The 26,264-nt window shown below is 46.7% G+C and carries 21 protein-coding genes; 9 read left to right on the plus strand and 12 right to left on the minus strand.

Annotated elements, in window-relative coordinates:
• Window positions 1-31: 31 nt before the first annotated feature.
• A complete protein-coding gene (locus tag BUB81_RS13775; protein WP_073323929.1) occupies window positions 32-409 on the minus strand; it encodes a winged helix-turn-helix transcriptional regulator in 378 nt (125 codons plus the stop codon).
• A gap of 147 nt (window positions 410-556) precedes the next feature.
• Here BUB81_RS13775 and BUB81_RS13780 point away from each other — a divergent pair, with 147 nt between their 5' ends.
• The 5 genes from BUB81_RS13780 to BUB81_RS13800 all read left to right on the plus strand — a co-directional run bounded on the left by BUB81_RS13780 (window position 557) and on the right by BUB81_RS13800 (window position 4,302).
• Window positions 557-1,153, plus strand: a complete 597-nt coding sequence (locus tag BUB81_RS13780) for an NAD(P)H-dependent oxidoreductase (protein ID WP_073323699.1) — start codon at window positions 557-559, stop codon at window positions 1,151-1,153.
• Between the two features lie 45 nt (window positions 1,154-1,198).
• A complete protein-coding gene (locus BUB81_RS13785) occupies window positions 1,199-1,573 on the plus strand; it encodes a cupin domain-containing protein (protein WP_139241585.1) in 375 nt (124 codons plus the stop codon).
• Between the two features lie 88 nt (window positions 1,574-1,661).
• Window positions 1,662-2,381: a glutathione S-transferase family protein gene (locus BUB81_RS13790; RefSeq protein WP_073323703.1), complete on the plus strand. Its 720-nt coding sequence runs from the start codon at window positions 1,662-1,664 to the stop codon at window positions 2,379-2,381.
• 400 nt (window positions 2,382-2,781) lie between these two features.
• Window positions 2,782-3,540: a DUF2034 domain-containing protein gene (locus BUB81_RS13795; RefSeq protein WP_073323705.1), complete on the plus strand. Its 759-nt coding sequence runs from the start codon at window positions 2,782-2,784 to the stop codon at window positions 3,538-3,540.
• A gap of 12 nt (window positions 3,541-3,552) precedes the next feature.
• The gene (locus tag BUB81_RS13800; protein ID WP_073323707.1) at window positions 3,553-4,302 is read left to right on the plus strand and encodes an NYN domain-containing protein; all 750 of its coding nucleotides are present in this window, start codon (window positions 3,553-3,555) and stop codon (window positions 4,300-4,302) included.
• Here BUB81_RS13800 and BUB81_RS22540 read toward each other — a convergent pair whose 3' ends face one another.
• Window positions 4,303-4,566: an RNase H1/viroplasmin domain-containing protein gene (locus BUB81_RS22540; RefSeq protein ID WP_073323709.1), complete on the minus strand. Its 264-nt coding sequence runs from the start codon at window positions 4,564-4,566 to the stop codon at window positions 4,303-4,305.
• 220 nt (window positions 4,567-4,786) lie between these two features.
• Entirely contained in the window at window positions 4,787-5,932 is a 1,146-nt protein-coding gene (locus tag BUB81_RS13810; RefSeq protein ID WP_073323711.1) for a flagellin N-terminal helical domain-containing protein, read from the minus strand.
• A gap of 622 nt (window positions 5,933-6,554) precedes the next feature.
• On the opposite strand from BUB81_RS13810, the gene BUB81_RS13815 reads away from it, so the two are divergent.
• A complete protein-coding gene (locus BUB81_RS13815) occupies window positions 6,555-10,139 on the plus strand; it encodes an FG-GAP repeat domain-containing protein (RefSeq protein WP_073323713.1) in 3,585 nt (1,194 codons plus the stop codon).
• A 122-nt stretch (window positions 10,140-10,261) separates the two neighbouring features.
• Here the strand turns inward: BUB81_RS13815 and BUB81_RS13820 are convergent, their stop codons facing one another.
• From BUB81_RS13820 to BUB81_RS13850, 7 genes are all read right to left on the minus strand, one after another.
• Window positions 10,262-10,987 carry a hypothetical protein gene (locus tag BUB81_RS13820; RefSeq protein ID WP_139241586.1) on the minus strand — a complete coding sequence of 242 codons (726 nt, stop codon included), beginning with the start codon at window positions 10,985-10,987 and terminating at the stop codon, window positions 10,262-10,264.
• A gap of 426 nt (window positions 10,988-11,413) precedes the next feature.
• Window positions 11,414-11,842: a hypothetical protein gene (locus BUB81_RS13825; RefSeq protein ID WP_073323717.1), complete on the minus strand. Its 429-nt coding sequence runs from the start codon at window positions 11,840-11,842 to the stop codon at window positions 11,414-11,416.
• A gap of 358 nt (window positions 11,843-12,200) precedes the next feature.
• Window positions 12,201-12,854: a hypothetical protein gene (locus BUB81_RS13830; RefSeq protein WP_073323719.1), complete on the minus strand. Its 654-nt coding sequence runs from the start codon at window positions 12,852-12,854 to the stop codon at window positions 12,201-12,203.
• 18 nt (window positions 12,855-12,872) lie between these two features.
• Window positions 12,873-13,364, minus strand: a complete 492-nt coding sequence (locus BUB81_RS13835; protein WP_073323721.1) for an RNA polymerase sigma factor — start codon at window positions 13,362-13,364, stop codon at window positions 12,873-12,875.
• 315 nt (window positions 13,365-13,679) lie between these two features.
• Entirely contained in the window at window positions 13,680-15,716 is a 2,037-nt protein-coding gene (locus tag BUB81_RS13840; RefSeq protein WP_073323723.1) for a caspase family protein, read from the minus strand.
• Window positions 15,717-15,731: 15 nt separating this feature from the next.
• Window positions 15,732-16,145 (minus strand): hypothetical protein, encoded by a 414-nt coding sequence (locus BUB81_RS13845; protein WP_139241587.1) that lies wholly within the window; start codon window positions 16,143-16,145, stop codon window positions 15,732-15,734.
• Window positions 16,135-17,487 carry a CHASE2 domain-containing protein gene (locus BUB81_RS13850; RefSeq protein WP_175555810.1) on the minus strand — a complete coding sequence of 451 codons (1,353 nt, stop codon included), beginning with the start codon at window positions 17,485-17,487 and terminating at the stop codon, window positions 16,135-16,137. The genes BUB81_RS13845 and BUB81_RS13850 overlap by 11 nt, the downstream gene beginning before the upstream one ends.
• Before the next feature lie 273 nt (window positions 17,488-17,760).
• Between BUB81_RS13850 and BUB81_RS13855 the strand changes: the two genes are divergently transcribed.
• On the plus strand, window positions 17,761-22,809 hold the full coding sequence (locus BUB81_RS13855; RefSeq protein ID WP_073323729.1) for a caspase family protein: 5,049 nt from the start codon (window positions 17,761-17,763) through the stop codon (window positions 22,807-22,809).
• A gap of 41 nt (window positions 22,810-22,850) precedes the next feature.
• Here the strand turns inward: BUB81_RS13855 and pcaC are convergent, their stop codons facing one another.
• Together pcaC and BUB81_RS13865 are read right to left on the minus strand one after the other, a co-directional pair.
• The gene (gene pcaC / locus BUB81_RS13860) at window positions 22,851-23,243 is read right to left on the minus strand and encodes a 4-carboxymuconolactone decarboxylase (RefSeq protein WP_073323731.1); all 393 of its coding nucleotides are present in this window, start codon (window positions 23,241-23,243) and stop codon (window positions 22,851-22,853) included.
• A 213-nt stretch (window positions 23,244-23,456) separates the two neighbouring features.
• Window positions 23,457-24,446 (minus strand): MipA/OmpV family protein, encoded by a 990-nt coding sequence (locus BUB81_RS13865; protein ID WP_245819210.1) that lies wholly within the window; start codon window positions 24,444-24,446, stop codon window positions 23,457-23,459.
• Window positions 24,447-24,623: 177 nt separating this feature from the next.
• On the opposite strand from BUB81_RS13865, the gene BUB81_RS13870 reads away from it, so the two are divergent.
• On the plus strand, window positions 24,624-25,010 hold the full coding sequence (locus BUB81_RS13870; RefSeq protein WP_073323733.1) for a BlaI/MecI/CopY family transcriptional regulator: 387 nt from the start codon (window positions 24,624-24,626) through the stop codon (window positions 25,008-25,010).
• Window positions 25,003-26,211 (plus strand): M56 family metallopeptidase, encoded by a 1,209-nt coding sequence (locus tag BUB81_RS13875; RefSeq protein WP_073323735.1) that lies wholly within the window; start codon window positions 25,003-25,005, stop codon window positions 26,209-26,211. The genes BUB81_RS13870 and BUB81_RS13875 overlap by 8 nt, the downstream gene beginning before the upstream one ends.
• Window positions 26,212-26,264: the final 53 nt, after the last annotated feature.

Consider the following 26,264-nt stretch of genomic DNA (forward strand, 5'->3'; position numbering starts at 1 on the left):
AATTAGAGGGCTCTCGTTTGTGGGGCCCAGCCTAGCGCTGCTTTGCGTTTATCTGCACATCATGGGTTTCAGACCACACTCTAAGCTCATCCAGAATGTGCAAAGCTGTTCGCCCAAACTCGGTCAGCTCGTACGTGACGGCAACTGGCCTATCGCTGATAACCTTTCGTAACACCATGCCTTCGTCTTCAAGCTCTTTGAGACGCTGATCAACCATCTTTTTACTTGCGCCACCGAGCATTCGTGCAAGATCGTTAAATCTGACAGGCTCATCTTTCAGATGGTAAATAATCGAACCTTTCCATTTTCCGCCAATTAATCGCATTCCCTTTTCAATAGCACAGGGCTCCATGCAAGCGTTGTAAACTTTTTTTCGTCCTTTATTGTCTGTTTTTATTGAACTTTCCAACTTACACCCTCTCATTTAAAGCAGGTTACTAAAAGTATACTAATTGATTACCGTTTAAAGGTAACTAAAATATACCACATACCTTAAAGCGAGAAAACACGCTTGCTTTGATTAACCTATATGTAAGCAATCTTAGGAGTCTTTTCAATGAGCACCACAAGTTTAGGCAATGTACTAATTATTAATGCCCACCAGTATTACCCATTCTCAGAGGGCAAGCTGAATGCTGCCCTTGTTGATAAAGCCGTCACTCTGCTTGAAGGTAAAGGCTATAACACTCGCGTAGTGACGATGGCAGAAAAATACGATGTGGATGAGCAGCTTGCACATCACCAATGGGCAAATTTTGTCATTCTTCAATCGCCTATTAATTGGATGGGAGTGCCCTGGTCATTCAAAAAATATATGGACGAAGTATATACCGCAGGTATGGGCGGCGCTTTGTGTGCGGGCGATGGGCGTGTAGCCGAAGAGCCTAAGAAAAACTACGGTACTGGCGGCACACTTGCAGATGTAAAGTACATGATGTCTCTGACCTTCAATGCACCAGAAGAATCGTTCAATGATAATGAAGAGTTTTTTGACGGTAAATCAGTAGACGATTTGATGTTCCCAATGCATATGAACTTCAAGTTTTTTGGCATGACTCCGATGGAAACCTTTGCCAGCTTCGACGTAATGAAAAACGCAGACGTTGAGAACGACTTTAAACGCTTCGAAGCCCACATAAACAAGCACTTTTAACCCAGTTATAAAGCGATGTTTTTGAAAAACGTCTGAGGAGTTTTTATGTCTCTTTTACGTCCCGTATTGAAATCCGGATTTTGCTTGATGTTGGCAGCGACTGCCAACACTCATGCTCGCGAGCAGTATGAACCAGGACACATTGCTTCACCCCAAAAGTATGAAATATTGCTTGAAAACGAACGTGCCCTTGTTTTGAAAATGGTGTTGAAGCCAGGCGAAAGCGATTCGTTTCATCGTCACAACAACGAAACGGTTTATTTTGAAAAAGGCAGCAAGTTAAAAATTGAAACGCTTGGCGGCGAGCAGATTGTTGCTGATGTTCCCGACGGGCATGTCATGTGGCATGAGGCATGGACCCACAGAGTGACAAATCTCGGTGAGCAGACAGCTATCGCCATTATTGTAGAAGAAAAATAGGAGAGGTTTTTAGTGTTATTTACTGGCCCCCCTGAAGCCCTGCTGTGGCACGTTATTGCTTACTGATTCTGCGAAGGAGAAAACAACTATGAGTTCACAAAAAGATATACACCTGTACACAGCCTCTACAATGAATGGCTGGAAACCTGTTGTTTTTCTTGAAGAAGCGGGTGTCGAATACGATTTAACACATATCGATTTTTCAAAGAACGAGCAAAAGGCGCCGGACTACGTAAAGCTCAATCCAAATGGGCGTATTCCTACCATAGTAGATCACGCTAACAACGACTTTGTTGTTTTCGAGTCAGGGGCCATTCTTTGGTACCTGGCTGAGAAGTACGGGAAATTCCTTCCATCTTCTCCTGATGAGAAATCAAGAACACTACAATGGCTGATGTTCCAGATGGGCGGTGTCGGGCCAATGATGGGCCAGGCAATGTATTTCCAGCGTATTGCGGCTAAAAACGGCAACGAGGATCCGTTTGCGATTAAACGTTACGTCGACGAAAGTCGCCGACTGATGGAAGTCCTGAATACACATCTGGAGGGTAAAGACTTTCTGGTAAACAACGAATACACCATCGCAGATATGGCTACCTACACGTGGGCACGTGCCTATTATTGGGCGAATGTCAGCGTTGATGGTCTACCTCACCTGCAAGCCTGGTTCGACAGAATTGACGCAAGGCCCACCACACAACGTGCTCTTGAAATTCCAAAGCCGTTTTGGGCTTTCTTTGGTAAAGGCGATGTTGAGGCGCAAGAGCGTGAAAACGCAGAGCGCTTCAAGAATGATGTAAGGAAGTAGGGGGAAACTTCTACTGCGAGCAAAGAATTTGGAAAGTGTCTTTTTTTAAATCCCAAACTATTGATTTGCATATATTAAAAGAGACACTTTCTTTTCAAAATCCGTCGAAAGGGGGGAGCTCTGTGCCTTCCGAATGTCGGCCCAATCAAGTCCTGCCTCTGGTACCACTTTTAGATCGGAACGCAAACCGACGAAAGTTGTTTTTTTGTGCATAAATTCGGAGCTCGCCCTCACCTATGCCAATATACACGTCCATTAATCGCCTCCTTGCTTAGTGAAACACGCTTTATTTTTCGTTGCAGTGGGATGCTTTAGCTTAATACTACACGATAGAGATATATACCCTATTCTTTATAGCAAGAGAGTACACTCTAGGTAGTTAACACAAGGATGTTTGTGAATGCCAAGAAACAAAACCACCTTTATTAACCTACTGGTAGAGTTACCATGGTGGGTGTCGGTACTAGTATCCGCCACGGCCTATGTGATGATGGCGTATGTGTTGCCATCCATTCAAACCGATAACCAAATCACCGACGCGGTGTTTCAAGCCTTCGTCATTCCAGCACCATATATTGCTGGCCTGATATTACTTGCTGCCCCCTTTGCGTTATTGAATACTCGTCGTAAGGCAATACAACTAGATACCCAGCGTAATATCCAAACCGTGCGTGATTTGCACTGGCGTAACTTTGAAGAGTTGGTGGCCGAAGCCTATCGCAGGCAGGGATACCGAGTAACTGAAGGTGGTTATGGTGCCGACGGTGGTATTGATTTAGAACTTCGCAAGGATGACCTGGTTACCTTGGTACAATGCAAGCAGTGGAAAACGCAAAAGGTCGGCGTGAATGTGGTGCGAGAAATGTTTGGTGTGCTGACTGCACACCAGGCCAACCATTTTATTATCATCAGTTCTGGCACCTTTACTCAACAAGCTATCGACTTTGCTGCAGGCAAACCTATCGAGCTAATTGATGGTCCAAAACTATTAGCTTTGGTAAACGATGTGCAGGTTTCACCTCAGGTGACTATTGAAAAACCCAAGGTATGCCCAAAATGTTCTGGTGAGTTAGTAGAAAGAACGGCCAAACGCGGCCCTAATGCCGGTAATACCTTTTACGGGTGTTCTAACTTCCCGAAATGCCGTTATACCGAATAAGTAAGGATAGAGATGAAAGACCTGGATGTTCACAAGAAAGTGGCCGTACTGATTGATGCGGATAATGCACAGTTAGCCAAGCTATCACCGATATTAGATGAGATATCAGCGCACGGACATGTGCTCATAAAGCGGGCTTACGGTGATTGGTCTGCCGACACCTTAAAGAACTGGAAGAAGCCGCTTAATGAGTTAGCTATCCAGCCTATTCAACAGTTTGCCTATACCACCGGTAAAAACTCCACCGATGCATCGATGATTATTGATGCTATGGATTTGCTGTATTCCGACCGTATTGATGCCTTTGCATTGGTTTCCAGTGATAGTGACTTTACTAAGCTGGCCTCACGGTTAAGGGAATCGGAAAAGTTTGTGTTTGGTGTGGGTGAAAAGAAAACACCGGTATCGTTTCGAAATGCCTGTGATGATTTCATCTTCACCGAAAACTTAGGCGCAGAGCCGGTATCTAATAGTGATACACCAAAGCCGGATAACGCGATATCCACCAATGGCGCGGAAGAACTGATCCCAGTATTGTTAAAAGCATGGGAGCTGTACCAGAATGATGATGGTTGGGTTAACGTTGGTCCGGCAGGAAGTTTCTTGAAACGCACAAAACCAGATTTTGATCCTCGTACTTATGGATCAGCCAAAGTAACCGGTGTGGTTGCTGGCCTGTCAGCCATATTCGAAATGACTAAGTTGAAAGGTAAAGGGGCGACAAATGGGATCTTCTATCGCCCGAAGATTGCGACGCCTTAATCAAGCACCCAAGACTGTAGTTCGTCTACGGCTAGACCGCTGCTTTGTTTTTGGTTTGGCTTGCCGCCGTTGATAAACACCATGCGCTTCCCGTACTTCAATTTCAGTGCGGTATCGGCAATATAGAGGGCAAGAATATTTTTTAGTTTGCGCCTCTACATCTTCCCATTCGTAGTAAACCCCAGGTTTATTCCCTTCAGAAACAACGTAGTATCGGCGTCTAGAATGCACTTCTGGCTGGATAGTAGACAAGTCTCTGGCCATATTAATCTCCTGTAAATAATGGCGTTAATTCTTAATTACGCTTTACAGCTTTTGAATTGGCAGGTTCAGTCGCTGGAAATTTGAATGGTATAAAGGTTTGACGCTTGCCAGTAGTGCAGAAAGTTACGCTCCTATATCTGGTAAATATACAAAGCAACTGCAATCGGAAGCAGCCCGTGCAAGTTTTGAAATCCAGACATTCTTTGCATCCATTGCAATATTAGTTTAGTAACGACAAGGCAAGTTGTGGACTTTGATTGGCCTGCGATAGAACCGATGTACTGGCTTGCTGAATAATTTGATTGCGAGTCAGGTTAGCGGTTTCTACTGCAAAATCCGTGTCTTTAATTCTGCTTTTGGCCGCTGCTACGTTTTCTCTAATGCTGGATAAGTTTCTTAAAGTGGATTGAAAGCGGTTTTGTTTGGCTCCTAATTCGGCACGGATACTATCCACAGTGGATAATGCCTTATCCAGGCTGTCGATATCCAAAAACAGTGCATCGTAGGTGCCGGTAGGATTGAAATTATTGCCAAGATCCATCGGGTTTGAAGAAGCCTGTGCAACACGTAATGGTTCATTGGTATTCGATACAACCTGACTACCTACTGTAATTAACGAATCAAATCCGCGAAAGGATAGTTGCTCATTTATTGTATCGACGATCGTTTGTGCGTCAGAGGTTGAATTTCCACCCAGTGCAACGGTAATTTCGCTGTAGGTATTACCACCATCAACGGAAGTTGCGAATTTATACGTACCTGCAGGTGCCAACCCGGTATTAAGAATTAGCTGCCCACTTCCCAGATCTCGGTAGGCCCCACTTACATCGTCACCATCATAACCAATCCCGAGCCCTTGGGATGATAGCCTGGCTGAACTACCCGAAAGTGATACATCTATAGTTTGCCCGGAATTAGCACCAACAAGAAAAGTTGCACTAAACGTTCCATCGAGCAAATTTCGTCCTGCGAATTGTGTATCATTAGCAATGCGATTTAGTTCGGTAGATAGCTGACTAATTTCTTTCTGTATCGCGGCATTATCAGCGACGCTATTGATGCCATTTTGTGATTGAATTGCCAGTTGCCGCATTCTCTGAATGATTGTTGTGCTCTCAGCCAGAGCGCTATCTGCAGTTTGGACCAACGATATCCCATCGTTAGCATTTCTGACAGCTTGTTCCAACCCAAGGATTTGTGATGTCATGCGATCAGATATTTGCAGGCCCGCCGCATCGTCTGCAGCCGCGTTAATTCTGAAGCCGGAAGAAAGTCGCTCTAAAGAAACGGTTAATTGGGAACCAGACTTTAAAAGCTGCCGTTGAGCATACAGCGAACTGTTATTAGTATTGACATATAGGCCCATGCTTCTTTAAAAGAAACCTGGCATCAGGTTTCCTACTACTCCTTTAGAAACTTTCCAACATTACAGACGGAACAATAACAACTTTCATAAATTGAACGCGCAGGTCGTTATCGGCAACTATCTGTAAACGTTTAATAAATAGAAATAACTCTTACATTTCATCAAGCATTGCATTGTCTTTGCTATAAAGACTCACCTGGTCCAGACCCATTATTTCAACAAGATTTTTAATTGTGCGAAGTATTTGCAATGCACTTTCGGGTTGTTCTTGCCCGTTACTTTCCGAACATGATTTCATGTATAAACTTTTCATAATCCGTCATCAGTGGCGCTATGCTGGCTGTGTCGCGCTTCCTCATGCCAGGCATCTGCAAAGGAACACTTTTCCATTGCGATCGATAAACCCACGTGAATTTTTTATGTCTGATTTGCTATCGAATCACCGGTTTCTCTCAAAGCGCATAAAACTAACAAGTTGCCTACAACTTGCTTTCTTTGTTCAGGAAAATACAGCTTCGATTTTTCTGCTCTCATTCCAGCAGATAAGCCGTTGTTTCTTGTTTGTCTTTACGCTAAATTTACTGCTCGGAAAAATCCAATAACAATACATCAAGGAAGAGCTATGACTGCTAGTATTCGTCTTGGCGTGATCAGTGTAATCGCGTTGTCACTTTCAGCTTGTGGAGGCGGCGGTTCAGACTCTGGTACAGGGGGCGGAGGCTCTTCACCTGTCACATCATCTACCATCATTAAAAACGCTAAAGACTACAGTCCAGCGCGCCTCAATACTGCAGCATCGTCTATCGCAAACGCGCAATACAAAGGCAAAACTACCAATGCAGAAGTCGATTTGGAATTAGTCCAACACGCATTTAACTTACTGTTTAGCGATTCTGGTATGGCTCTGCCTGAACTGGCAGAACAAGACTTCAGTGATGATGTGAAAAACGGCGCGATTAAAAAGACTTACGCTTGCGACCAAGGCGGAAACGTTTCTTACGACGGCAAGATATCTGGCGACTCAACGGGTATCATTGCAATGAGCTACCAGAACTGTTGGCTTTACAGTAATGGTGTTGCAATCTCTGGCTCAACGGCCATTGCGATCGAAAGTGTGTCAGACAGCAATGTGGAATACAGTATGTATTTCGACAATCTCAAATGGACATATGAAGGGACTCCATACACGCTGTCGGGTTTAGTGTCATTTAAAGAAGGTTTCGACGCCACTAGCGGAAATTACCAGGTAGAAACCTACCAAAATGTTGCATTTAATATTGGCTCTGAACAATACAAATTAGAAGGCGACTTTGATATGTCACCGTATTCTGGTGACTCAATTAGCCATGTTGAAGTTGATGTGTATATCGGCTCTGCAGGTAAACTGGTTATCGAGCTGGATAGTGCTGATGACTTCCCGCCCTATATGTACAGTGGAGAAATGACTGTCTCGGGTGATAAAACCGCAGCCTTACTGTTTGAGCAAGGCCCTATTCGCTATATGGAAGATACCGATAACGACGGTAACTATGATGTAGGTACTTACATAAGTAATATCTATGACTTGCTGGATGGTTCGCTGACAGACAAAACCCTTGTCGCTGTTAGCGATATGTCACTCCCTCCCATGGTGTATGCACCCGATTATTATTCATGGGAAACAGTGGATGCCACCACCCCCATTACCGTCAGTTCTGTCTATTATTATGATGAAGACACTTCCTATGAAGACTTAGCTATCAGCTATCGTTGGTATATTAATGGTAACCTCGTAGAAGACGTTTCAGGCGATACACTACCCGCTTACCGTGCAACCGTTAACGACCTGGTGGAAGTGGCTTTGGTGGTCTCAGACAGTGCCAATACTGTAGAATCTGATAGGACGACCATTGTACTTTCAGATGCACCAGCCCAGGTGGTGTTCGAAAATTTACCTGAATCCGTGCTGCCGGGCGACTATGTCGAGTTTAACGCGATAATTTCTGACCCAGACCGTGGAGACAATCAGGGTGTCGCTACATTAGTCTCAGCGCCCTCAGGCGCGACCATTAATGAGAATGGATTGATTTCCTGGCAAGTGCCGGGCAGTCAATTGTTTAAAACCCAGCGTTTCGCTTTCAACTTCTCGACTGGTGAAGATGATGCAGACGTCGTTGGTACCTATGTTTCAGTGACTAACAACGAAGTGCAAGAGTTAGCTCGCTCAGGAATTGAAGTGCCCAAATTAAACAATGCCATGGCGATTGGTGATTTTGACCACGACGGCGACAACGAAGTCCTTACTACTGATTCACAAAACCGTGTGTTCCTGCTTTCGTATCAAAACGGCAGTTATAGCCAGTCCTGGATGTATCCCTACTTATTTGAGCAGGGCGGAAACGTCAAGCAAGTGCTTAGTACCGATATCAATGATGACGGCTATCTCGATATTCTCGTGATTTCCAGTCATACCATCTCTTTGATTACCAACATTAATGAAGCAGCTACCACGCTGATGGAGACAGACAGTTACATACACAGCGCCATACTTGGTGACATCGACAACGACGGTGATGACGAGCTCGCTTACCTTTATTCAAACAGTGACTACAGAGATGCCGACAACATTGTTGTAATAGATATCGCCTCACCAGAAGCACCTTTATTTACTTTTACCGCAGATGGGATCGCCGACATTGCCTTAGGTAATGTAGATGATGATCCTCAACTGGAATTAGTGACCAACTCCGGACTGGTTTACGACCTTGAATCTGGTGCTAACCAATGGTTCCTGGGCTCAGGATTTGGCAGCAGTTACGTCACGGTTGGAGACATAAATGACGACGGTGTTGGCGAAATTGTCGGCGCAGACAACTGGAATTATATCTATGTGTACTCTGCACAAGACAAATCCCAGATCACCAGTATCGAGAATTTTAATACTTGTGATATTAGCGCAGGAAAACTTACAGCAGACAGCGCTCCCGTGTTGCTTGTTGGCGATTGCCAATGGGGCAACATTCACGCTATGAAGCTAACTAACAACACGCTCTCCTCTGTATTCACCGTAGATATGGTAGATCATGGTTCTGCTTCATTAACCCTTGGTGATGCCGACAACGATGGCCTGAATGAACTGTTGTGGGGTACAGGTATTACACACTCTGGTGAAGACTTACTTGTCACTGCTGATGTTACTGCTACGTCGGCAACAGTAAAGGCCACTGCAACGACTGAGCAGCTTGATAGCTTTAATGCGGCCGGTTGGGCAGATTTGTATCCGGGTGATGAGCGAGCCGTGTTCTTTGTTCCCAGTACTGGGAATGGCTACGATGGCTCTAAAGTTTTATTAATGGACAGTACGGGTAATTACACCACCAGCGAAGAGATCTCTTCCAACTGGGACAATTCCCGCATTGCTGTAACCAACGATTACAACAATGACGGCGCAGGTGATTTATTCCTTCCGTCAGCTGAAACCTACGATGGTTCTTTTGCTGCAATGCAGTTGAATGATTTCTCCATTCAGTATGAAATTACCGGTGAATACTCGAACAATATTACAGTGATCAAATCCTTCGACTTTAACAATGACGGCTTTGACGATGCCGTTTTTGTCGATGATCGCACATTAAAAGCTGTCGATGTAAACAATCAGGTCATGTTGGCAACGTACACCATGCCGCAGTACTTCCGTGACTTTGACATTGTAACCATGGATGGCAATGTGTATGTTGCGCTCTCAACAGGTGATGACTCAACACAGCTACTCAAACCAACAGCTTCAGGCTTTTCCATTCAGGCAAGTACAAATACTTCCTGCGCACGTTTAGCATTTATTAATGCTGACAGTGATCCTACTGCAGAGTTAGCTTGCTACAAGAGAAGTGGGCGATCACTGGTTTTATTTGATGTCACCGACGATAGCCTTAATCAAACGTCCGAGGTTTCGCTGGAAATGGAGATTGTCGATATGGTAGCCAACCCTTTAACAAACAGTGAACAGACTCTTCTGGTAACCGGGGAAAATGACGAGCAACACTGGGAAAATTATGGTTCATCGCGCCTCGGTGAAATGACTGTTGAAGGCAGCATGATTTGGCAGAGCCCGGCATTAATTGGTTCCCCTCGCAGTTATTCTATGCATGCAAGAAAATCTGCGCAAGGCAACCTCGAAGTCATGATGGCTACCGCCCGCGCCATGTACTGGTTGGGCCGCCCTCAGTAACTGATTAGTCAGAAACGACAAGCCGAATGTTACAGTGTTAACATTCGGCTTTTTTATGTCAGTATAAATATAACAACAATGCAAATAGCGCTTACGGACGAGTGTGTCGCAAAAAGTCCAGCCTATCTGGAAGAGGCCACATATTTACCTTGATCAAATGAATTCACAATACCGCGACTAGGAACACGGCAGGTTTTTGGAGCGTCTAAGAAAAACATACACTTGGGAGTATGATCTTCGAAAGTCAATTGCACAGCCCCCGTCATTGCACCACCTAACGAGTTAAACCGATAATTCGCAAACACGACTTTAGGACGACCCGCACTATCCGCTGAGACCACCTTTACGCCATATACATTGCCCTGCGAATAACGATTCATCATCCAACCTTTTGAGTTTTCTATAATCAAATCGTCAATCAGTTTAACCAGATTGATGTCTTCGGCCTTCAACTCGGCCGCTTTACTCACAATGACATCGTTCAAACGCTCACCGGATTCTAGTGTCAAGCCAGCCTGTCCCTTTGCGAATAGGTGCATGTTTGTCTCAAAACGTTTTAGCGCAGGGCCATCGCAAGCATTTTGCGCTACCAGCTTACTCATATCGTCCTGAACGCTAACCGCTTCATCAACAATACTCCTCGAAGCTAACGGATCCGGATTAGTAAACAATTGTCCAAACAAGGCATTACCCAATTCCCCCTTCATGGCTTCACTGGTTGAATAGAGTGCCGGGTCAGCATATACACCTGTGCCGAAGTCTTGATACTCAATGCATTGACTCGCCCCCGTGCGCCCACCATACATATTAACTTCGTATTGCTCTCGTACGCACTTTCTCTCAGTCATTTCCACTTTGTTTGCGGGTAAATATGCAGCGCATTGCCTACCAAAAGCAAAAAGGTAATTTCCAAATATGGTGTTAAACGCTACACCATTGCGGTCTAATTTGGCGTGTTCAAAGTCGCCTAAATAAATCGCTGTTAATTCAGACTCCAGGTTTAAATCTGCGTGGTTAAAGCTGTTAGCGGTTAATTGTGCTGCTAGTACCGAATTGCAAAGAAGACTGCAGCTGATGAGAAATACAAGATAAAACGATCTGACAGAAACAAGTGTGAACATGATCTACGTCCTTATAGATTAAATTTCAACCAACTCAAGCGTAATTCATAATCAACTAAATTGAAACTTATCTAACCTATAATTGTTCAATGTGAAATCTACTGGTGAGAACATGGAATCGATTGGCGTAAACCTATCTGCGTGTTCCGTCTACTAAGAAAAAACCATCTTCGATATTTCTATGGTGAAACCAATTAAGGCCAGTACGAGCCCAACACCACCAATCACATTGCCCCTGCCCAGCACAATACCGAGTCTGACAAACACTTTACTCACAAAAATCACTACGCCAAGGAACACGGTAAAGAGAGTAAACGCCGCGTTGGCAACAATACTCATTGGCGGGTCCATAATGGACACTACGGCTACGGAAATGACCCATATGACGATATAAGCGACGATTGCTACCCAATTCCAGTATTGCTTAGTCGCTGGCTTGCCAGCCAGACGAAACTGGATACTCTCCAGGAAGGTTTTGAGGCGCTCCGCTAGCGGCGGCAAATAGAGCTCAATGGTAATCAACAATAAGCCGATGACCTGTATCGTAAAGCCCACCCAATTTATTACACTGTTAGTCAACATTTACCAACCTCCCTGTCTTTTACGTAAAGCAACGCCGTTGATTAGATAACCCCGGTTAACGGGCCAAACCGAGTCATATCAGCAAACATCCGCGTCCTAATTCGCGAAGCCAAGCGAAACGTATTCGTCGCTTTGCTTGCTGGTTGATTTTTAACTTAACACTATATGCCAACAATCATTCTTTGTGCTTTGACGCAGCGATTGCAATGATAACCACAATAACGACGACAACCACAGCGCCAATGACTGAACTACTCATAATGAGCTCCTTTAATACAAACTACTAGATTTCAGGCGAAAATAGCGTCAAGTAACCATTTACCGCCTGTTGCACTGGGAAGACTGGGCCACCCCACACTCAGGCTTTTTCCATATTATCGAACTGATCTAACAGGTGCGTTAACCTGCTGCCTGACACTTCCCGATACAGCCACCCAATCAACTTGTTACTTCTGTTTTCAGGTTTAAGCTGGTTGATAAGCAGCGTAACTAACACACCAAATACAGCAGAAATAATGGCAAATATTACCTTTGTTTCCGCAGGCATTAATGAGAATAAATCAATGCCGGCCACCAGCTCGTACCCCAGAAATACATAAGCCATGTAGAAAGGTGCGGATAGCAACAATAGTTTAAATATGGTCATGCCGTGTGCTCTCACAGCAATGAGGTCAGACAGCGTTTCTCTAACCGGCTGAGAAAAGTCAATTTTGCTCAATAGCACAACCTGGCCAATGCTTCCCGCTAACCCCAATGTCGCAAACACATTGAGCACTAAGGCGGACACAACAGGTGCCGTCAAACTCCAGGACGACACCACGTAATGCCAAAGGCCCGCAACAATAATAAGAAACAGAAAGCCTTCTAGCGACCTTGCCAAAATAAGCTTATTTAACTCACTTTTATGACCTTCCGATTGTATTTTCTGAAGCAGTGTTTTGTTCAGGCTCATACACTCGTCCAGCTTTTCACTGTGTGCCTGCCACATGGATTGCATTTGATCTAAATTCATCCTGATTACCCCTTCGGTTTACGCCGTTTTCAACTTTAACTTCTGTTTAATGCGACTGATTTTGGTAGAGACATTTGAAATCGTGATATTTAAATTGGCCGCAATTTCAGCCTGATTTTCGCCTTCCAAATACATCAGCAATACCGCTTTATCTATGTCGTTCAGTTCGTTAATGAACGCGTATAACGCACTCAAGTTTTGTTCATTTTCGCTCTCTTGAACCATGTCGTAAGTGAGCAACCTGTCTTCTATTTCTGTGTGTTTGTAGGCGGCCGACTTGTCTTTGCGGTAGAACGAAATGGCGACATTCAGCGCCACCCGATACATCCATGTTGTGACTTTGAACGCGTCATTGTACGTGTCTAGAGAACGCCAGATTTGAGCCAGGATCTCCTGAACTAAGTCTTCCCGATCAAACTCATTACTGCAGTAGGAACGCGCGACTTTAAACACAATGCCCTTGTGTTTTTCTAAGATGTCTAAGTACAGCTGATGCCGTTCGACGCTCATTTCACATTTCTCAATGGTTTAATTCTCCCCGCATCCAAAATTACATGCCCAACTTTGTTTATAGAGGCTTGGCACAGCAACCCTCATAAAGCCGTCTGTTCCCTCGAAAAAAAGAGGTACTTTATGAATGATTCGCAGCCCGAGAAAAAATCTCACACTATTTTTTAAAATACTTAAAAAAAGCGGCTTAGTGCATAAATGCACTGCCAATGAAAACGTCTTTCGTGAGGTTTCAGGTATTCACACTATCTCAAGCTACAGCATTAATCGCCGTGCGTCAGGAAGAAAGGGACGAGGAAATAGCGGTGCGGCTGATTAGTTATCGCCTTTTGCGGTTTGCCAGCGAATGACAGATATGGTTGCCTGATTAGTTGCGCTCGACTTAGTAAAGCCACGAGACTGGGGCGCATCGCCCAAAGCCTGCGCAAAGAAATCAATCCCGCTGGCCCCTCGGCTGAACACATTTGCGTTTAATGGAGGTTGCTGTAAATGCATCAGGTTGGTTGGCGGATCTTGCCGGTTGACCGGTGTGGCAATGATCATAAACTGCTCGGTGCCCAGCGTTGAGGCATCAATGGTCCCCTCGAAATCAGTGGCTTCGCCAGGCTGTAAACGACCGCTGGTGCCCGGTTCAGGGTAAATTTGGGTTATCCCAAACAGGCTATCAATAAACAAAATTGTCACGTCTAACGCTCGAACGGTACTGTTTACAAATTCAACGCGCAATTCGTCGCCATCTTGAAGTACCAGGCCTCGCTCCGGCGACATGAGCTCAAATGCCTGGCCGGGGCGCTTGCGTTCAACGAAACTATTTACCCCATCGGTGCCAATCAGACTGTCTGACAAGCGCATCAAATTTAAAGCCCTTACCGTACGAGTCAGCATATTCGAGAGTAAACCGGCATAACCTGAAACCTGCCCGAGAGGGTGACTTTTAAAACGCGTATCCGCAGCGGCGCAGTTATCCGTCGGGGTCATGTTAAGCTCACAGGGCAATTGGTCTTGCAGCGTCAGTAAATAAAGGGCTTTGCTACCTGGATACAAGCTAATATCCGCATCATCCTCTACGCCTACCCAATTCAATGTTCGTGACAACAACGCATTGTTTGCCAGTGTTTGCTGAGCTTGAATCCAGGCATCGCTTGGCGGCGTCAGCCACTTTACTCGCAACGGCACGGGAAAAGCCGGACGACTCAACTCAGCATAATAGGTTCCGCTGATCAAAGAAGTGGGTATAGCGAGTGTTGACTGGGTAAGTTGTGCATGCTCAACACTGGCTTGGCTAATCATCTCGGCACCGGTAATTTCTTTGTATAACGCCACCTGCGCGCCGGTTTCAAATCCTTGTAATGAACCGGCCTGCATATGAAAAGTCTGACCTTTTACGCTCACGGCAAAACGCTGCTGTACTGGCCCCTCGCGATGAAATAATGGTCTGTCCAGACTGTCCCCTTCGAACAATGGGGTCGTTCTGAACCAGGGCATACTGTTATAACTTGCTAACACCATTTGCGCTAATTGCCGGTAAGTGGCGTTGGGGAATCGACTCACCAAACGACTAATAGAAAAACTGAATAAACCCTGTGCGGCCTGGGTATCGCCTTGTGGCAAATTCATCTCAGGCGCTTCTTCGGTATTTTGTGCGGCGTAGAAAGCGACAAGCGCGCCTTTGTTACCGCCCGGTTCAGGTTGATTCGACACAACAGCTGAACTGAAGGTACTCTGCGGCACATTGGGCTTTGTAACCCCGTCAGGAATCCCCAACGACGCGGGGTTAACGTTACGCATTTTCACACTGTCATTGGTTAAACTGCGCGACATTGTGCCAGAATGACAAGAATCAAAAATAAGCCAGACATCGGCGCCTTTATTGCGAATAGCATCCAGTGCCCTACCCACTTCATCGTCGGTTAATGCGTTGGGCACCTGTGAGGTTTGCATATCCCAGTTGGTCACATCTCTCGGCAAAAATATCTCGTCTAATCCATCCGTTTCCGTTCGAAAATCATCAGATGGCTGCTGGCTACCATGCCCGGAAAAATGCAAATACACAAAGTCACCGGCCTTCACTTTGCCAGCCAGAGACGCGAGTGCTTGCATAATTTTGGCTTTCGTAGGGAGTCCATCAGACTCAATACCGTCAGCCAACAGCGTTATGTTATTTTCGCTGAACTGCTGCCCTAACAACATGTGCTTCGCCACCAGCATGTCGTTAGCCGGACCGCGCAACGAGAGTTCAGGGGAGAGATTGGGATATTCTGAGACCCCCACCAGTAAAGCGTATTGTTGTGCCGACAGCGCAGATCTCGCCAACAGCAAGGTGAATAGCAATACACAGATACGCTTTACCATGTTGGCTCCCAGGTTCTAGTTTTCTGCTTCGGTGCTAATACAAGCAATCACGGGCACGTCTGCTTCGTTTCCGCGCATAGCATAGCCGCGGTATTCCTGTTGTTTGCTCTTTAAATTGTCCTGGCAAACTAGTTGCAATACTGTTTCAGTATTTAAGCGAACCGCATGCCGAGGGATCCAATACCACCCCCTGGGTTTTCGCAATAATACCTGAATACGATTCTTATCCTCGGCCCGCACCATAATCGGTGGCGACGGCAGCTCGCTGCGCTTAAGGAACTTTACCACACCATTATTCATCTCAGCATCAATGACCGGCAACAGCCACTCAGAAATCAGTAAGGGCTGACTTTCTTCCTCTGCATGCGTTTGTGTGCAACAACAAACAAACGTGAGCGCTATCAACCATTTCACTATCCTAGCTCGCATCTGTTTTCTCTACCGTAGAAAAGCGTTCAGACATGCCCTGCAGGAATTTTTGCCCTGCAAACCCAAGTGCCAACAGCGATATCCAACCCGATGGCGCAAAATGCCAGAGCTTCATATTAAGCAAAATAAGCGTCAATGCGAACAACAGCCCTACTACCCGATAATGGTCCTTTGCACGCACTAACAATGGATGAGTTAAGCCGGGGTAGTTAATCGACGTTAAAAATAGCGCAAATACGCCCCAGTAGGCCAATAGCCACCAGCCAGCCAAATCACTGTTTCGCAGGTATTCCGGCCCGTAATTCAGCAGGTTATCCAGTGCCATCGCGTGCATCATTACCCCGGGCACCGTGCCATGCACGGGTGACTCAGCAAAGTCATACACTCCCTCAATTTGCCCGCCGACCAACACTAGCTTACCTGCCAGCAGTGATTTAAGTTGCTGCCGAACACTGTCTTCTTCTGACCTTGCCATGGCAACCACTTCGTCCCAAAACAGTATTTGATGTGACAGACAGACTGGCTTATGTTCACTCTCCATCCAATCCTGATGAAAAGCGCTGCTAACAATGTCACTGCCAATTGAAATAGCGCTGGCAATCATGCTTTGCTGAGGTTCTTCACATTGGTTTTGGCGATGAGGCAGTGCCGGGGCGACATAGCTACTCCAACGCACACTCATTCTGTCTTCGAACAGTTCAGGTGACGTTGCGCAGTTCTGCTGCTTGCAGTAGTGCTGATACAAAGCGAACCCTGCTGAGGGTTCAGTGCCAGACAGTAATGGATAGTCATCACCAGCGTCATCCCAGGCCGTGATCACCGGCGTAACCGTTTCCTCAAGCTGTGTAATGACGTTGTTTTTCTGTAGATCGGTCGCGGTGCCCGCTGCGAAAAAAAGGGGCACACCGGTCGCTTGCTGATTCAGTTTCAAGGCTGTAATGGCGCGTTCAAACCCTGGGTCCATAGACCGGCGTTTCATCCACATCACGTCATAAAAAATGGCTGAAGGTGCTTGTGCCATGACAGTGGTAAGCAAACCGACCTGGTCCTGATAGCTCAAAGGCCAGTCATTCGATTGCAGAAATGAGGGGTAGAGATTCTCAATGCTGCGGTCATTAAACACGACGACCACAATATTTTCCTGACCTTTCGAATGGTCATAAAGATTGGCGCTAAGGCGGTAAATGGTTTTTTGCGAAGCATCGTCACTGATCCCGCCCAAGCCAAAGGGGTCGGAAAAAATAAGCCAATACCCTAGCAGTAGCAGCAACAGCCAGGTTATAACGGGCTGCCACGAGGAACGCCAGAGACGTCTTCCCGACGATTCAATCCTATGAAACAACAGTTTCTCCTACTCTGTCTGCAAATGAACATAACCATGCACCTCGCCCAGCTTTGTTCAAGAATTCGCAGTTGCTATCAGTACATGCTTGATATCTATGCCAGTATGGCAACATATCTGCCTGATTACCGCATGTAAACAAGAAATTAAACCGCTACCTGAATGTGCCACATTACATTAGCCGTTGCATGCACATTCAGCGCTTTGTCGAAGCATGTTTACTCCCTTTGTTTTATGTTACCGTGAATTGGGTAGTGTTGACATGTGATTACTATGAGTAAAAAAATCAGGCTCGGTTTGTTCATCTTTGTGTGCTTTTTCAGTTTGTCGGCGCTGGCCCAAGACGCTGATAACCGTACGCCCGACCCCGACTACGACACCCCACCGCCCGAGATAACCCAACTACTATCCGAACAGTGTGACAGCAAACAATTAAGCGTCACTGACTGTGTCGGAGTGCTCTCTGATCAACTTATCAATATGGCGCAGTCACCTTTACCAACCACAGAGCAAGAACAAAAAGAGTTCATGCTCAAAAAAGGTTACCTGGCGGAAGCAGGCGCTTTATTGCTACGAAATCTGATAAGCCAGACTAGCCCTTCAGACCGAGAGTATTATGTTCGAGTAAATAGTTTCAACGTACTGGTTAATATGGCCTTGGAGAGCTACATGGCCGCAGACCACAATCCCCGGAAGTGGGCTATGTTGCTGGCCCGGGTTGAAGCAACAGTAATGGCCAACACCTTTAATCCGGAAGTACTAAACCAGGTCATTACTGTTATAGACAACGTATTTGGACAACTTCCCGAAGTAGCCCCTATTACCAAATTTAAGTTGTTAGAACAGAAGTTTGGCATATTGCTGACTTTGCGCAACAACGAGAGGAATGCGCAGTTTAGTCTGCCCCGGGAGCAGCGACAATGCGATCCACAGCAGCTTGAGGCTCGTCTTCAAACTCGCAAGCAGTTGGAAGAATATGCGAAGTCCCGTGAATTATGGCCGCAATGGGTCAATTTTCTTCGTATCTATGCCGGTGGTGATGAATGTGAGCAAGGAGACAACTTAGACACATCACAGTTTTTTGCGGACAAACTGGCCGCTCGCGAGCTTGCCATTGAACACGGATTGTATAAACAGGCTGTGCAATTGTTACTTGAAGACAGCACGGTTAATTTGCCTAATGCGCCGGGACATCCGGACGTGATCAAGGCTTATCAAAACTTCACTCAAGCCGAGAACCTCGCCAACGGCGATGCAAAACTTCTTTTAGACATTGCTTTACAGCGCTTCACCGTGGCACTAAAAGCCGGATTGGATAAAGGTATTAGAGAGGCCGAACGGCAATTTGAACAAAGAATTAAAACGTATGCTGAGCAAGGCGGGCAAGAATTAACCTGGCAAGAAATGGCGGTGCTCTATGAAAAATATGCCATTTATGAGTTTAACCGGGGTAACTCAGCCAAAGCCGCCAAAGTGTATGAAGAGATGCAGCCCTTTATAGAACGCTACGGTAATGAACAACAGCTACTCAACTGGAAAGTGAACCTACAGTTATTACGACTGCCGCAATCAGACCCAACAAGCGTTTATCAAAATTTGCTGGCTCTGCACCAACAAGCCAACAACGAAGAGTGGGCTACACGCTACCATTCCGGATTCAATTTTAGCACTTTTCGTATACGCGAGAACCTGGCCTATGTTGCCGAGCTGAACGCTGACCAACAAGCATTAGGTGAATGGCTTCCCATGCTCGCCGACGATGAATTAGGCAGTAATAACGACAAAGAGTCGGCAGGTTTATATCACTACTATCTGGCCCTATGGCAAGCAACACATCAGCAAATCGCAGAAGCGAAGCAAAACCTCTCGTGGGTTGAAAAAGGGTTTAAGGTCGACGACGAAATGGTCAAACTGTCCAGTAAAGCCATTGAGGCCAGCGAAACCAGTCCGGACTTTGCGTTGCAAATTAACAGATCCATGCTGCGCCCTAAATTCTTCGATACCTTTCATACTGACTATTTTTCCGGTCGGTTAAATGGACTACAAGACAGCAGTGTGTACCTTGTAAGTACAACGGCTCAAGGCAAGAATCCACTCCCGGCACTGACTGTAGGTAAACACCTCAAAGGCCAGCAAAGCTGGTTACGTGCAATCAACCAACTGGCCGTCACACCGGACGGGCAAGTAGCCATTCATTGTTTATCCAGCGGCCGTTGTACTTTATGGCAAACGCAAAACGGCCGAACGCTGCGCGATGTCCAAGTCGGCAGTGAAGTGGTGCAATGGTTACGTATTCCGGCCGATGGTAAGTCATTTTTTACTGTATCGGGACAGCTTGAACAAAAAGTACGCCAGTGGGACATTGACACCGGCAGACTGCTGGCAACCTATTACCCCGGCCCTTCCAACGGTCGGACTGGTATGGCACTCACCACCAGTGGCCGCTACCTGGCCATGACAGGTGACGGCGGCGTAGCAGTATGGGACACCACAACCGGCCAGCCTTTGATTTACAGGCAATCAGAATACTTTTCCGTGCAAACCTCTGAATTCATTATGCTGCCGGAAATAACAGCTGGGAAACACAGCGATGAATTTCTGCTGACATTTTATCGCGACGAAGCAGAGTCAAAGGAATTCACCGCTTATCGTTGGTCACCAATAACCGATCAGTTAACCAAGGTGGTTGATTGGATGACTGAGACTGAATTCAATTCCAACATCGGCAGCGAGCTCGCTGGGTGCCGTATTTCCTGTATTGATTACGCCCAGTCTACTCAATCTAACAGAGTGCTATACGCCGAGGATCTGACCGGCAAGATCGTTGTTCAATCCAGTGAAAACCAGTTGCAAGTGAGCCGTGATGGCAGTCCACAAGAGGAATACCGGCTGGACACCGATGCGGTCAAACACATTATGCTGGATGAAGAAAACCAGTGGCTTTGGACAATAACGCAAGGAGCCCGGACTAAAAACACGTGGGATGTAGAATGGCAATTGAATCGATGGGATTTGCAATCCGGTCGCAGCGAAACCTTGCTGAATCTACCCAGTTTGGACCACATGCTCAGTCAGAATGGCTATTTATGGCAAGTTTTGGGAGAGCGTATTCAGGTAACAGAGTTGTCGCAACAGCCGTATACCAAGGAAGTCAGACTACCCGATTGGCCTGATGGAACCTCGCCGGACGTGGAAACCTTGTGGTGGTATGAAGACTCACTGTGGGCATTAGAAACAAACGGTTACTACGGCGATGAGCGGGTTTATAAGGTGCGTCAAATGAACCCGGGGTCACTTGATACACTGTCCCTGGTAGATGTGCACAGCCAGGACAGCTGGTTAGCACCGGATACCCAACACAACCGGTTGGTTTTTGTGAAATCCAACGGCTATGGCAACCCCGGGCAACTGATATATGTTGACGCTGCCACGGGAGAACAACTCAATACCCTCGATGTTGAATATGAGATGTCTTCCCCCACCCCAGCACTCACGTTGTTGAGCGATTTACCTGCCACATTACAAAGGGTACAAGGCCGGTATGAAAAGCTGCGTGGCTATGCACCTGACGGCAGTGTGTCCTGGCAGTGGGATTCTACCGTTGGAGATATTTCTTCGCTAAACATGACTCCGGATAAGCTCGCAGTATTGGTGGAAGTGGATGGCGAGGAGTCCAGTTTTATTTATCGCATTCGTTTACAAGACGGACAGGTAGAGCAGCATTGGGTCACATCAGGTCAACTGATGCAATTAGTTCAAACGGCCAACAATCGCACGCTGTTAATGGCTACCGTTGATGGACGCATATTGTGGTGGCCGACACAACAAAACGCCCCTCTGTTATCTCTGATGCATCTGGCCGACAGTGGCTTTCTGGTAGTGGACCAGCGCGGTTTCTACGACAGTAATCGCCCAGGTGATATCCCGGCAGTAAGTTGGGTGATGGCTGACGAACCTCGCCAGGCATTGCCGCTGGAAGCTTTTATGCGCGACTTTTATCAGCCCGGTTTGTTTGGCCGATTGCTGGCTGGAGAAATACTTCAACTGCCCACCTCACTGTCTGATTTGAATCGGGTACCCCCCAAAGTGGACATTGTTTCGGTAGAAACCCAGTCTGATGGTAAGGCACGTATCACCGTCAAAGTGGAAAATGTGCAGGGCGCCAGCGCACACTCCGGCGCCGAAGACGTTCGGGTTTTCCGCAATGGTCAGCTTGTAGGGTTTTATCCCGAAAATGACGGAGATGCGCTGGCAGATAAAACACAAACAACCCTCACCTTTGACGATATCGCCATTCCCCCCAACGTGTCCGAACTCGCTTTCAGCGCCTATGCATTTAACAAGGACGGGGTGCGCAGCGAGCGGAGTGTTGTGACCTACAAACCCAGTGACTCACAGCGGTACTCTCCCCGTCTGGCGATTGTGATCAGCATCGGCGTAAACGAATACGAAAACCCGAGTTGGAACTTGCGTTATGCCGCCAATGACGCCCTCGTGATGGAACAAACCCTGGGTGCGTCTATGCAGGCGTTGAATGCGTTTGATGACGTGATCCGCATCCCCCTTATTTCCGCACCGGGGCAGGACCGACGCGCAACTAAAAAGCAACTTCACCAGGTTGTTGAACAATTGCACGCCGGCACGTTTATGGATGCCAATGGCCGACCAATAAAGGCCGACATTAACGATGTGCTGTTTGTTACCTTTAGCGGACACGGATACGTGCACGACAATGGGCAGTTTTACTTTTTACTGGAAGATATTGGCAGCGGTTCACAGCGGCAAATAAATCAACAGGTCCTCAATAACGCGTTGTCGAGCGACGAACTGTCTCATTGGCTCAGGCCGTTGGACGTGCAACAAATGGTCATGGTGGTCGATGCCTGTCATTCTGCCGCCAGTATCGCCTCAAGTAATTTTAAGCCCGGCCCTATGGGCAGCCGCGGATTAGGGCAACTCGCCTACGATAAAGCCATGCTGTTTTTAACCGCAAGTCAGGCCGAACAATTCGCCATGGAAAGCGATAATCTGCAGCACGGATTTTTGAGTTACGCCCTGTTGGTTGAAGGCTTACAAGACGATCAGGCTGACTTTTTGCCACAGGACAAGCAAGTCGGCGCCCTGGAGTGGTTGCAATATGGCGCACAGCGGGTGCCGCAAATCAGTGTTGCCCTGTCGAAAGGTGAATTTAACGCTGGCAGTCGGGGCTTCAGCCTGAAGAAAAAGGAAAACAAACCGGCCGTAGCCACACAAAAACCGTACTTGTTTGATTTTAGTCAGGACGCAGCGTTGATCCTGAAAGTGACTGCCGGGGCTCAGTAACGAATGACGCCGCTAAAAAACGTAATCAACATCAGGCTTGGCTATGGATTATCCGCTATCCAGGCCTGAATAACCTCGTCAGCGGCGCGGAATGCTTCCAGACCTGAAGGCATTCCACAATACACGGCTGAGTGCAACAGCACTTCCTGAATTTCCTGCACCGTGCAGCCGTTTCGAAGGGCGCCTCGCACATGCCCTTTTAATTCATTTGAGGCTTTAAGCGCCGCCAGTGTGGCAATGGTTACCAGACTTCGGGTTTTCTTACTAATGCCTTCCCTTACCCACACTTCTCCCCAGGCGTTTGAGGTAGCAAGGTCCTGCATTGGCTGAGTAAAATCACTTGCTGAATTTAATGCCCTGTCAACAAATTCATCCCCCATCACTTCGCGTCTGACCGCCATGCCTTGTTGATATTTTGGATTGTCTGATGCCATTAATACTCTCCCGAAGTGTTAGCAAGCCGTTTATCACAGAGCACTATAGATAGCGTGTTTTAACAATACTTTGAATATCTCATACCTGAATTCTACCCAATACCGGCTATTCAGCACGAAAATTCCGGCCTTGAGTCAACAGTGCTCGGGCGAGGCTAATGACACAGGCAGACTTACACGACGCTCTACTTCTGAGAGGGGGCCTTTGACTTTCTACCAGTTCGACTTAGCTTCACTCTGGTAAGCGCGCCAGACGAACCCCACACCAAAGCTGTAAGTAATGTCTTCTTCGTAAAGCGGACTGCCCTCATTAGCGGAGCCATGATGTAGTTGCACCGACGCCCCCAAAAAGCCACGCAAGTTTTTTGCAATGGGAAACGCCAGCGAGGTGGAAATTTCAGCTCCCAGGTAACCACCTCGGGCATCGTAAGCAGGCCGCAACGCGGTTACATATTCAGGCGACACCTGGTAAAAGTAATCATGTAACTTCTCGGTACCCCAGGTCATGCGAGCCGCGAGGCTGAATCCGGTATCTGGCAAAAATACACCGCGCTGTTGATACCTTATGGTTGGCTCAAAAACGTAACCCCTGCTGTCAATTCTGCCAAAATCAGTTGAGAAAACAGCCCTGGCCTGCATGCGTGCATTGAGCCTGGCCTTACCTCCGCCGCTAAAGGTGTAGTCTTTTATTTTATAAATAAGTTGCGGGCCTATTTCGAACATGAAATCGAGTTCAGGCATGCCCTCACGCGCGCTGCCTGCTTCGCTTTCTGCGGATAACGCCCCGCTTACACTCAAGTCGACTTCAAAGTCACTCTTTTCAAAGAATACCGCTCTTGCACCACCCTGCCCTCCTAACCGGAATATGTCGCCCCGATATATGACATAGGGGAGAGCTAATGCCACAGAGTTGGTTTCGCCAGATGCCGGGTAGTTGGGCACCTCAACCATGCCTCCGCCGACACCTACTTCCCAAAGCGGCTGTTGTTCATTGAGCCCTTCAAAACCGGTTAGGTTTCGGTTGGGTGAGTCGCTCACATCGGCATCATTGGCATCTGCTCTGGAACTCGCACTGCCAAGTGCAAAAGCCAATAAACACATAATAAAATTTAACTTTTTCAATATTCTTTCCTTTGAATGGCCATCTTCACTGAGTGAGTGGATACCGTATTCAGGTTGATAGATGTCATGTTGCTTATCCATTTGCAGTAGAGAAACCGCACTATCACGTTTGGCAAATATACCTTACTACGGCGGCTAACCGATTTTAGATACACAGCCATTTACTATTCGTCACTGAACAATAAACACTTGCATTATAAGATTACACATGTAATCTAAATGCAGACTACAATTGTAATCCTTAAGTGAGTGAGCAACGTGACCAATCAACGCCCCGATATTTCTAATGCAGAATTTGATGTACTCGATGTCATTTGGGACGACTACCCTGTTACGTCGAATGACGTTATTGCACGACTTAACCAACGTAAAGAATGGCATGAAAAGACTGTTAAAACCCTGCTGGGACGTCTGGTGAAAAAAGAAGTCCTTGGATTTGAAAAGCAACAGCGTCAGTACTTATACAGCCCATTGATTGCGCGTGAAGAATACACAAAAAAAGAAACCAGTAGTTTTGTAAGCCGCCTGTTCAAAGGAAAAATCGCGCCAATGGTTGCCGGCTTTGCCAACCAGAACACCTTGTCTAAACAAGATGTAGAAGAACTTAAAGCGCTTATCCAGCAATGGGAGAAAGACAATGACTGATTGGTTGCTCCAGCAGCAAGGCGTATTGTCTGTAACCCTGCTTCTGATGTTGCTCTCGGAAAAGTGTTTAACTGAAAAACTAGGGGCGAAGCTCGCTTATCAGCTTTGGCTGTTTGTTCCGCTGGTTCTGGTTATGAACAACTTGCCGAACACGATACTGCCCGCGGTGTCTGATAGCTTCACGCGCTATATCGTAACTATGAGCCCGGCCAACAACCTACCTTCGTTCGACTTACTGTTTGCAGCGTGGGGAATGGGCGCGGCCGTGATCTTCACCTACGTCGTATTTCACTACGTAAGACTACTTACTTCTGTGGCACATTCCCCGTCGTTTCAATTTGCCAATAAAAAAGCCTATACATCCAGCGTGGCAACAACACCCATGCTATTTGGCTTTGCTACACCGCGAATTTTGTTGCCCAACGATTTCGAGCGCCAGTTCACCACAATACAACAATCAATGATCCTGGAGCACGAGTATGTGCACTATCAGCACCGTGACCATTTGTGGAATTTACTTGCTCTCGCCCTGGCGTTGATATTCTGGTTCAACCCCCTGGTGTGGATTGCCTTGCGTGCTTTCCGCATAAATCAGGAGCTAGCCTGCGATGCGACAGTGCTCAGACACAAAACAAAAACCGAAAAAGTGTTATATGCCACAGCGCTTGTGCAGTGCGCTGAACACTCTCTACGCAACATCACGCTGTACCCCACTTTTGGAGATAAATCGACCATGATAAAACGTATTAATTTAATCAAGCAGCCAGTGGCCACGAGCAAAGCAATTGGTATTGCCGCCTTGCTTATCGGCAGTCTTTTTACCGCTAACACGGCATTAGCGAGCTTGGTGCCGCCACCACCACCGAAGAACGAAGTTAACCAGGCTACCCCCGTAATGCGGGTAGACCCGGTATATCCTATGGAAGTAGCAAAACAGGGAATCGAAGGTTCCGTGGTTTTACAATTTGATATCACTGAAAGTGGTGAAACCGACAACATCAACATTGTCGATTCCTTCCCCGAAGGCACCTTTGACAAAAGTGCAATAAATGCACTCAGCCAGTGGCAATACAAACCTCGTATTCAGGGTGGCGTGGCACAGCGTCAAACGGCTCTGCGTGTTCAGCTTGACTATCGATTGGATGAAGATTCATTGAAATCGAGCACTGACATTGAAAAAATAAAAGTGTCAGCGAAGTAAAAATAGCTAGGCCCCAAGTCGAGAATGTGTGGGAGTAACAAGCTTACTTTCCA

Source organism: Marisediminitalea aggregata (assembly GCF_900129565.1).
Lineage (GTDB): Bacteria > Pseudomonadota > Gammaproteobacteria > Enterobacterales > Alteromonadaceae > Alteromonas > Alteromonas aggregata.

Bases quoted from the DNA above. Each gene is read 5' to 3' on its own strand.
- BUB81_RS13780 (WP_073323699.1), top strand. From the start codon at position 557: ATGAGCACCACAAGTTTAGGCAATGTACTAATTATTAATGCCCACCAG.
- BUB81_RS13785 (WP_139241585.1), top strand. From the start codon at position 1,199: ATGTCTCTTTTACGTCCCGTATTGAAATCCGGATTTTGCTTGATGTTG.
- BUB81_RS13790 (WP_073323703.1), top strand. From the start codon at position 1,662: ATGAGTTCACAAAAAGATATACACCTGTACACAGCCTCTACAATGAAT.
- BUB81_RS13795 (WP_073323705.1), top strand. From the start codon at position 2,782: ATGCCAAGAAACAAAACCACCTTTATTAACCTACTGGTAGAGTTACCA.
- BUB81_RS13800 (WP_073323707.1), top strand. From the start codon at position 3,553: ATGAAAGACCTGGATGTTCACAAGAAAGTGGCCGTACTGATTGATGCG.
- BUB81_RS22540 (WP_073323709.1), bottom strand. From the start codon at position 4,566: ATGGCCAGAGACTTGTCTACTATCCAGCCAGAAGTGCATTCTAGACGC.
- BUB81_RS13810 (WP_073323711.1), bottom strand. From the start codon at position 5,932: ATGGGCCTATATGTCAATACTAATAACAGTTCGCTGTATGCTCAACGG.
- BUB81_RS13815 (WP_073323713.1), top strand. From the start codon at position 6,555: ATGACTGCTAGTATTCGTCTTGGCGTGATCAGTGTAATCGCGTTGTCA.
- BUB81_RS13820 (WP_139241586.1), bottom strand. From the start codon at position 10,987: ATGACTGAGAGAAAGTGCGTACGAGAGCAATACGAAGTTAATATGTAT.
- BUB81_RS13825 (WP_073323717.1), bottom strand. From the start codon at position 11,842: ATGTTGACTAACAGTGTAATAAATTGGGTGGGCTTTACGATACAGGTC.
- BUB81_RS13830 (WP_073323719.1), bottom strand. From the start codon at position 12,854: ATGAATTTAGATCAAATGCAATCCATGTGGCAGGCACACAGTGAAAAG.
- BUB81_RS13835 (WP_073323721.1), bottom strand. From the start codon at position 13,364: ATGAGCGTCGAACGGCATCAGCTGTACTTAGACATCTTAGAAAAACAC.
- BUB81_RS13840 (WP_073323723.1), bottom strand. From the start codon at position 15,716: ATGGTAAAGCGTATCTGTGTATTGCTATTCACCTTGCTGTTGGCGAGA.
- BUB81_RS13845 (WP_139241587.1), bottom strand. From the start codon at position 16,145: ATGCGAGCTAGGATAGTGAAATGGTTGATAGCGCTCACGTTTGTTTGT.
- BUB81_RS13855 (WP_073323729.1), top strand. From the start codon at position 17,761: ATGAGTAAAAAAATCAGGCTCGGTTTGTTCATCTTTGTGTGCTTTTTC.
- pcaC (WP_073323731.1), bottom strand. From the start codon at position 23,243: ATGGCATCAGACAATCCAAAATATCAACAAGGCATGGCGGTCAGACGC.
- BUB81_RS13865 (WP_245819210.1), bottom strand. From the start codon at position 24,446: ATGGATAAGCAACATGACATCTATCAACCTGAATACGGTATCCACTCA.
- BUB81_RS13875 (WP_073323735.1), top strand. From the start codon at position 25,003: ATGACTGATTGGTTGCTCCAGCAGCAAGGCGTATTGTCTGTAACCCTG.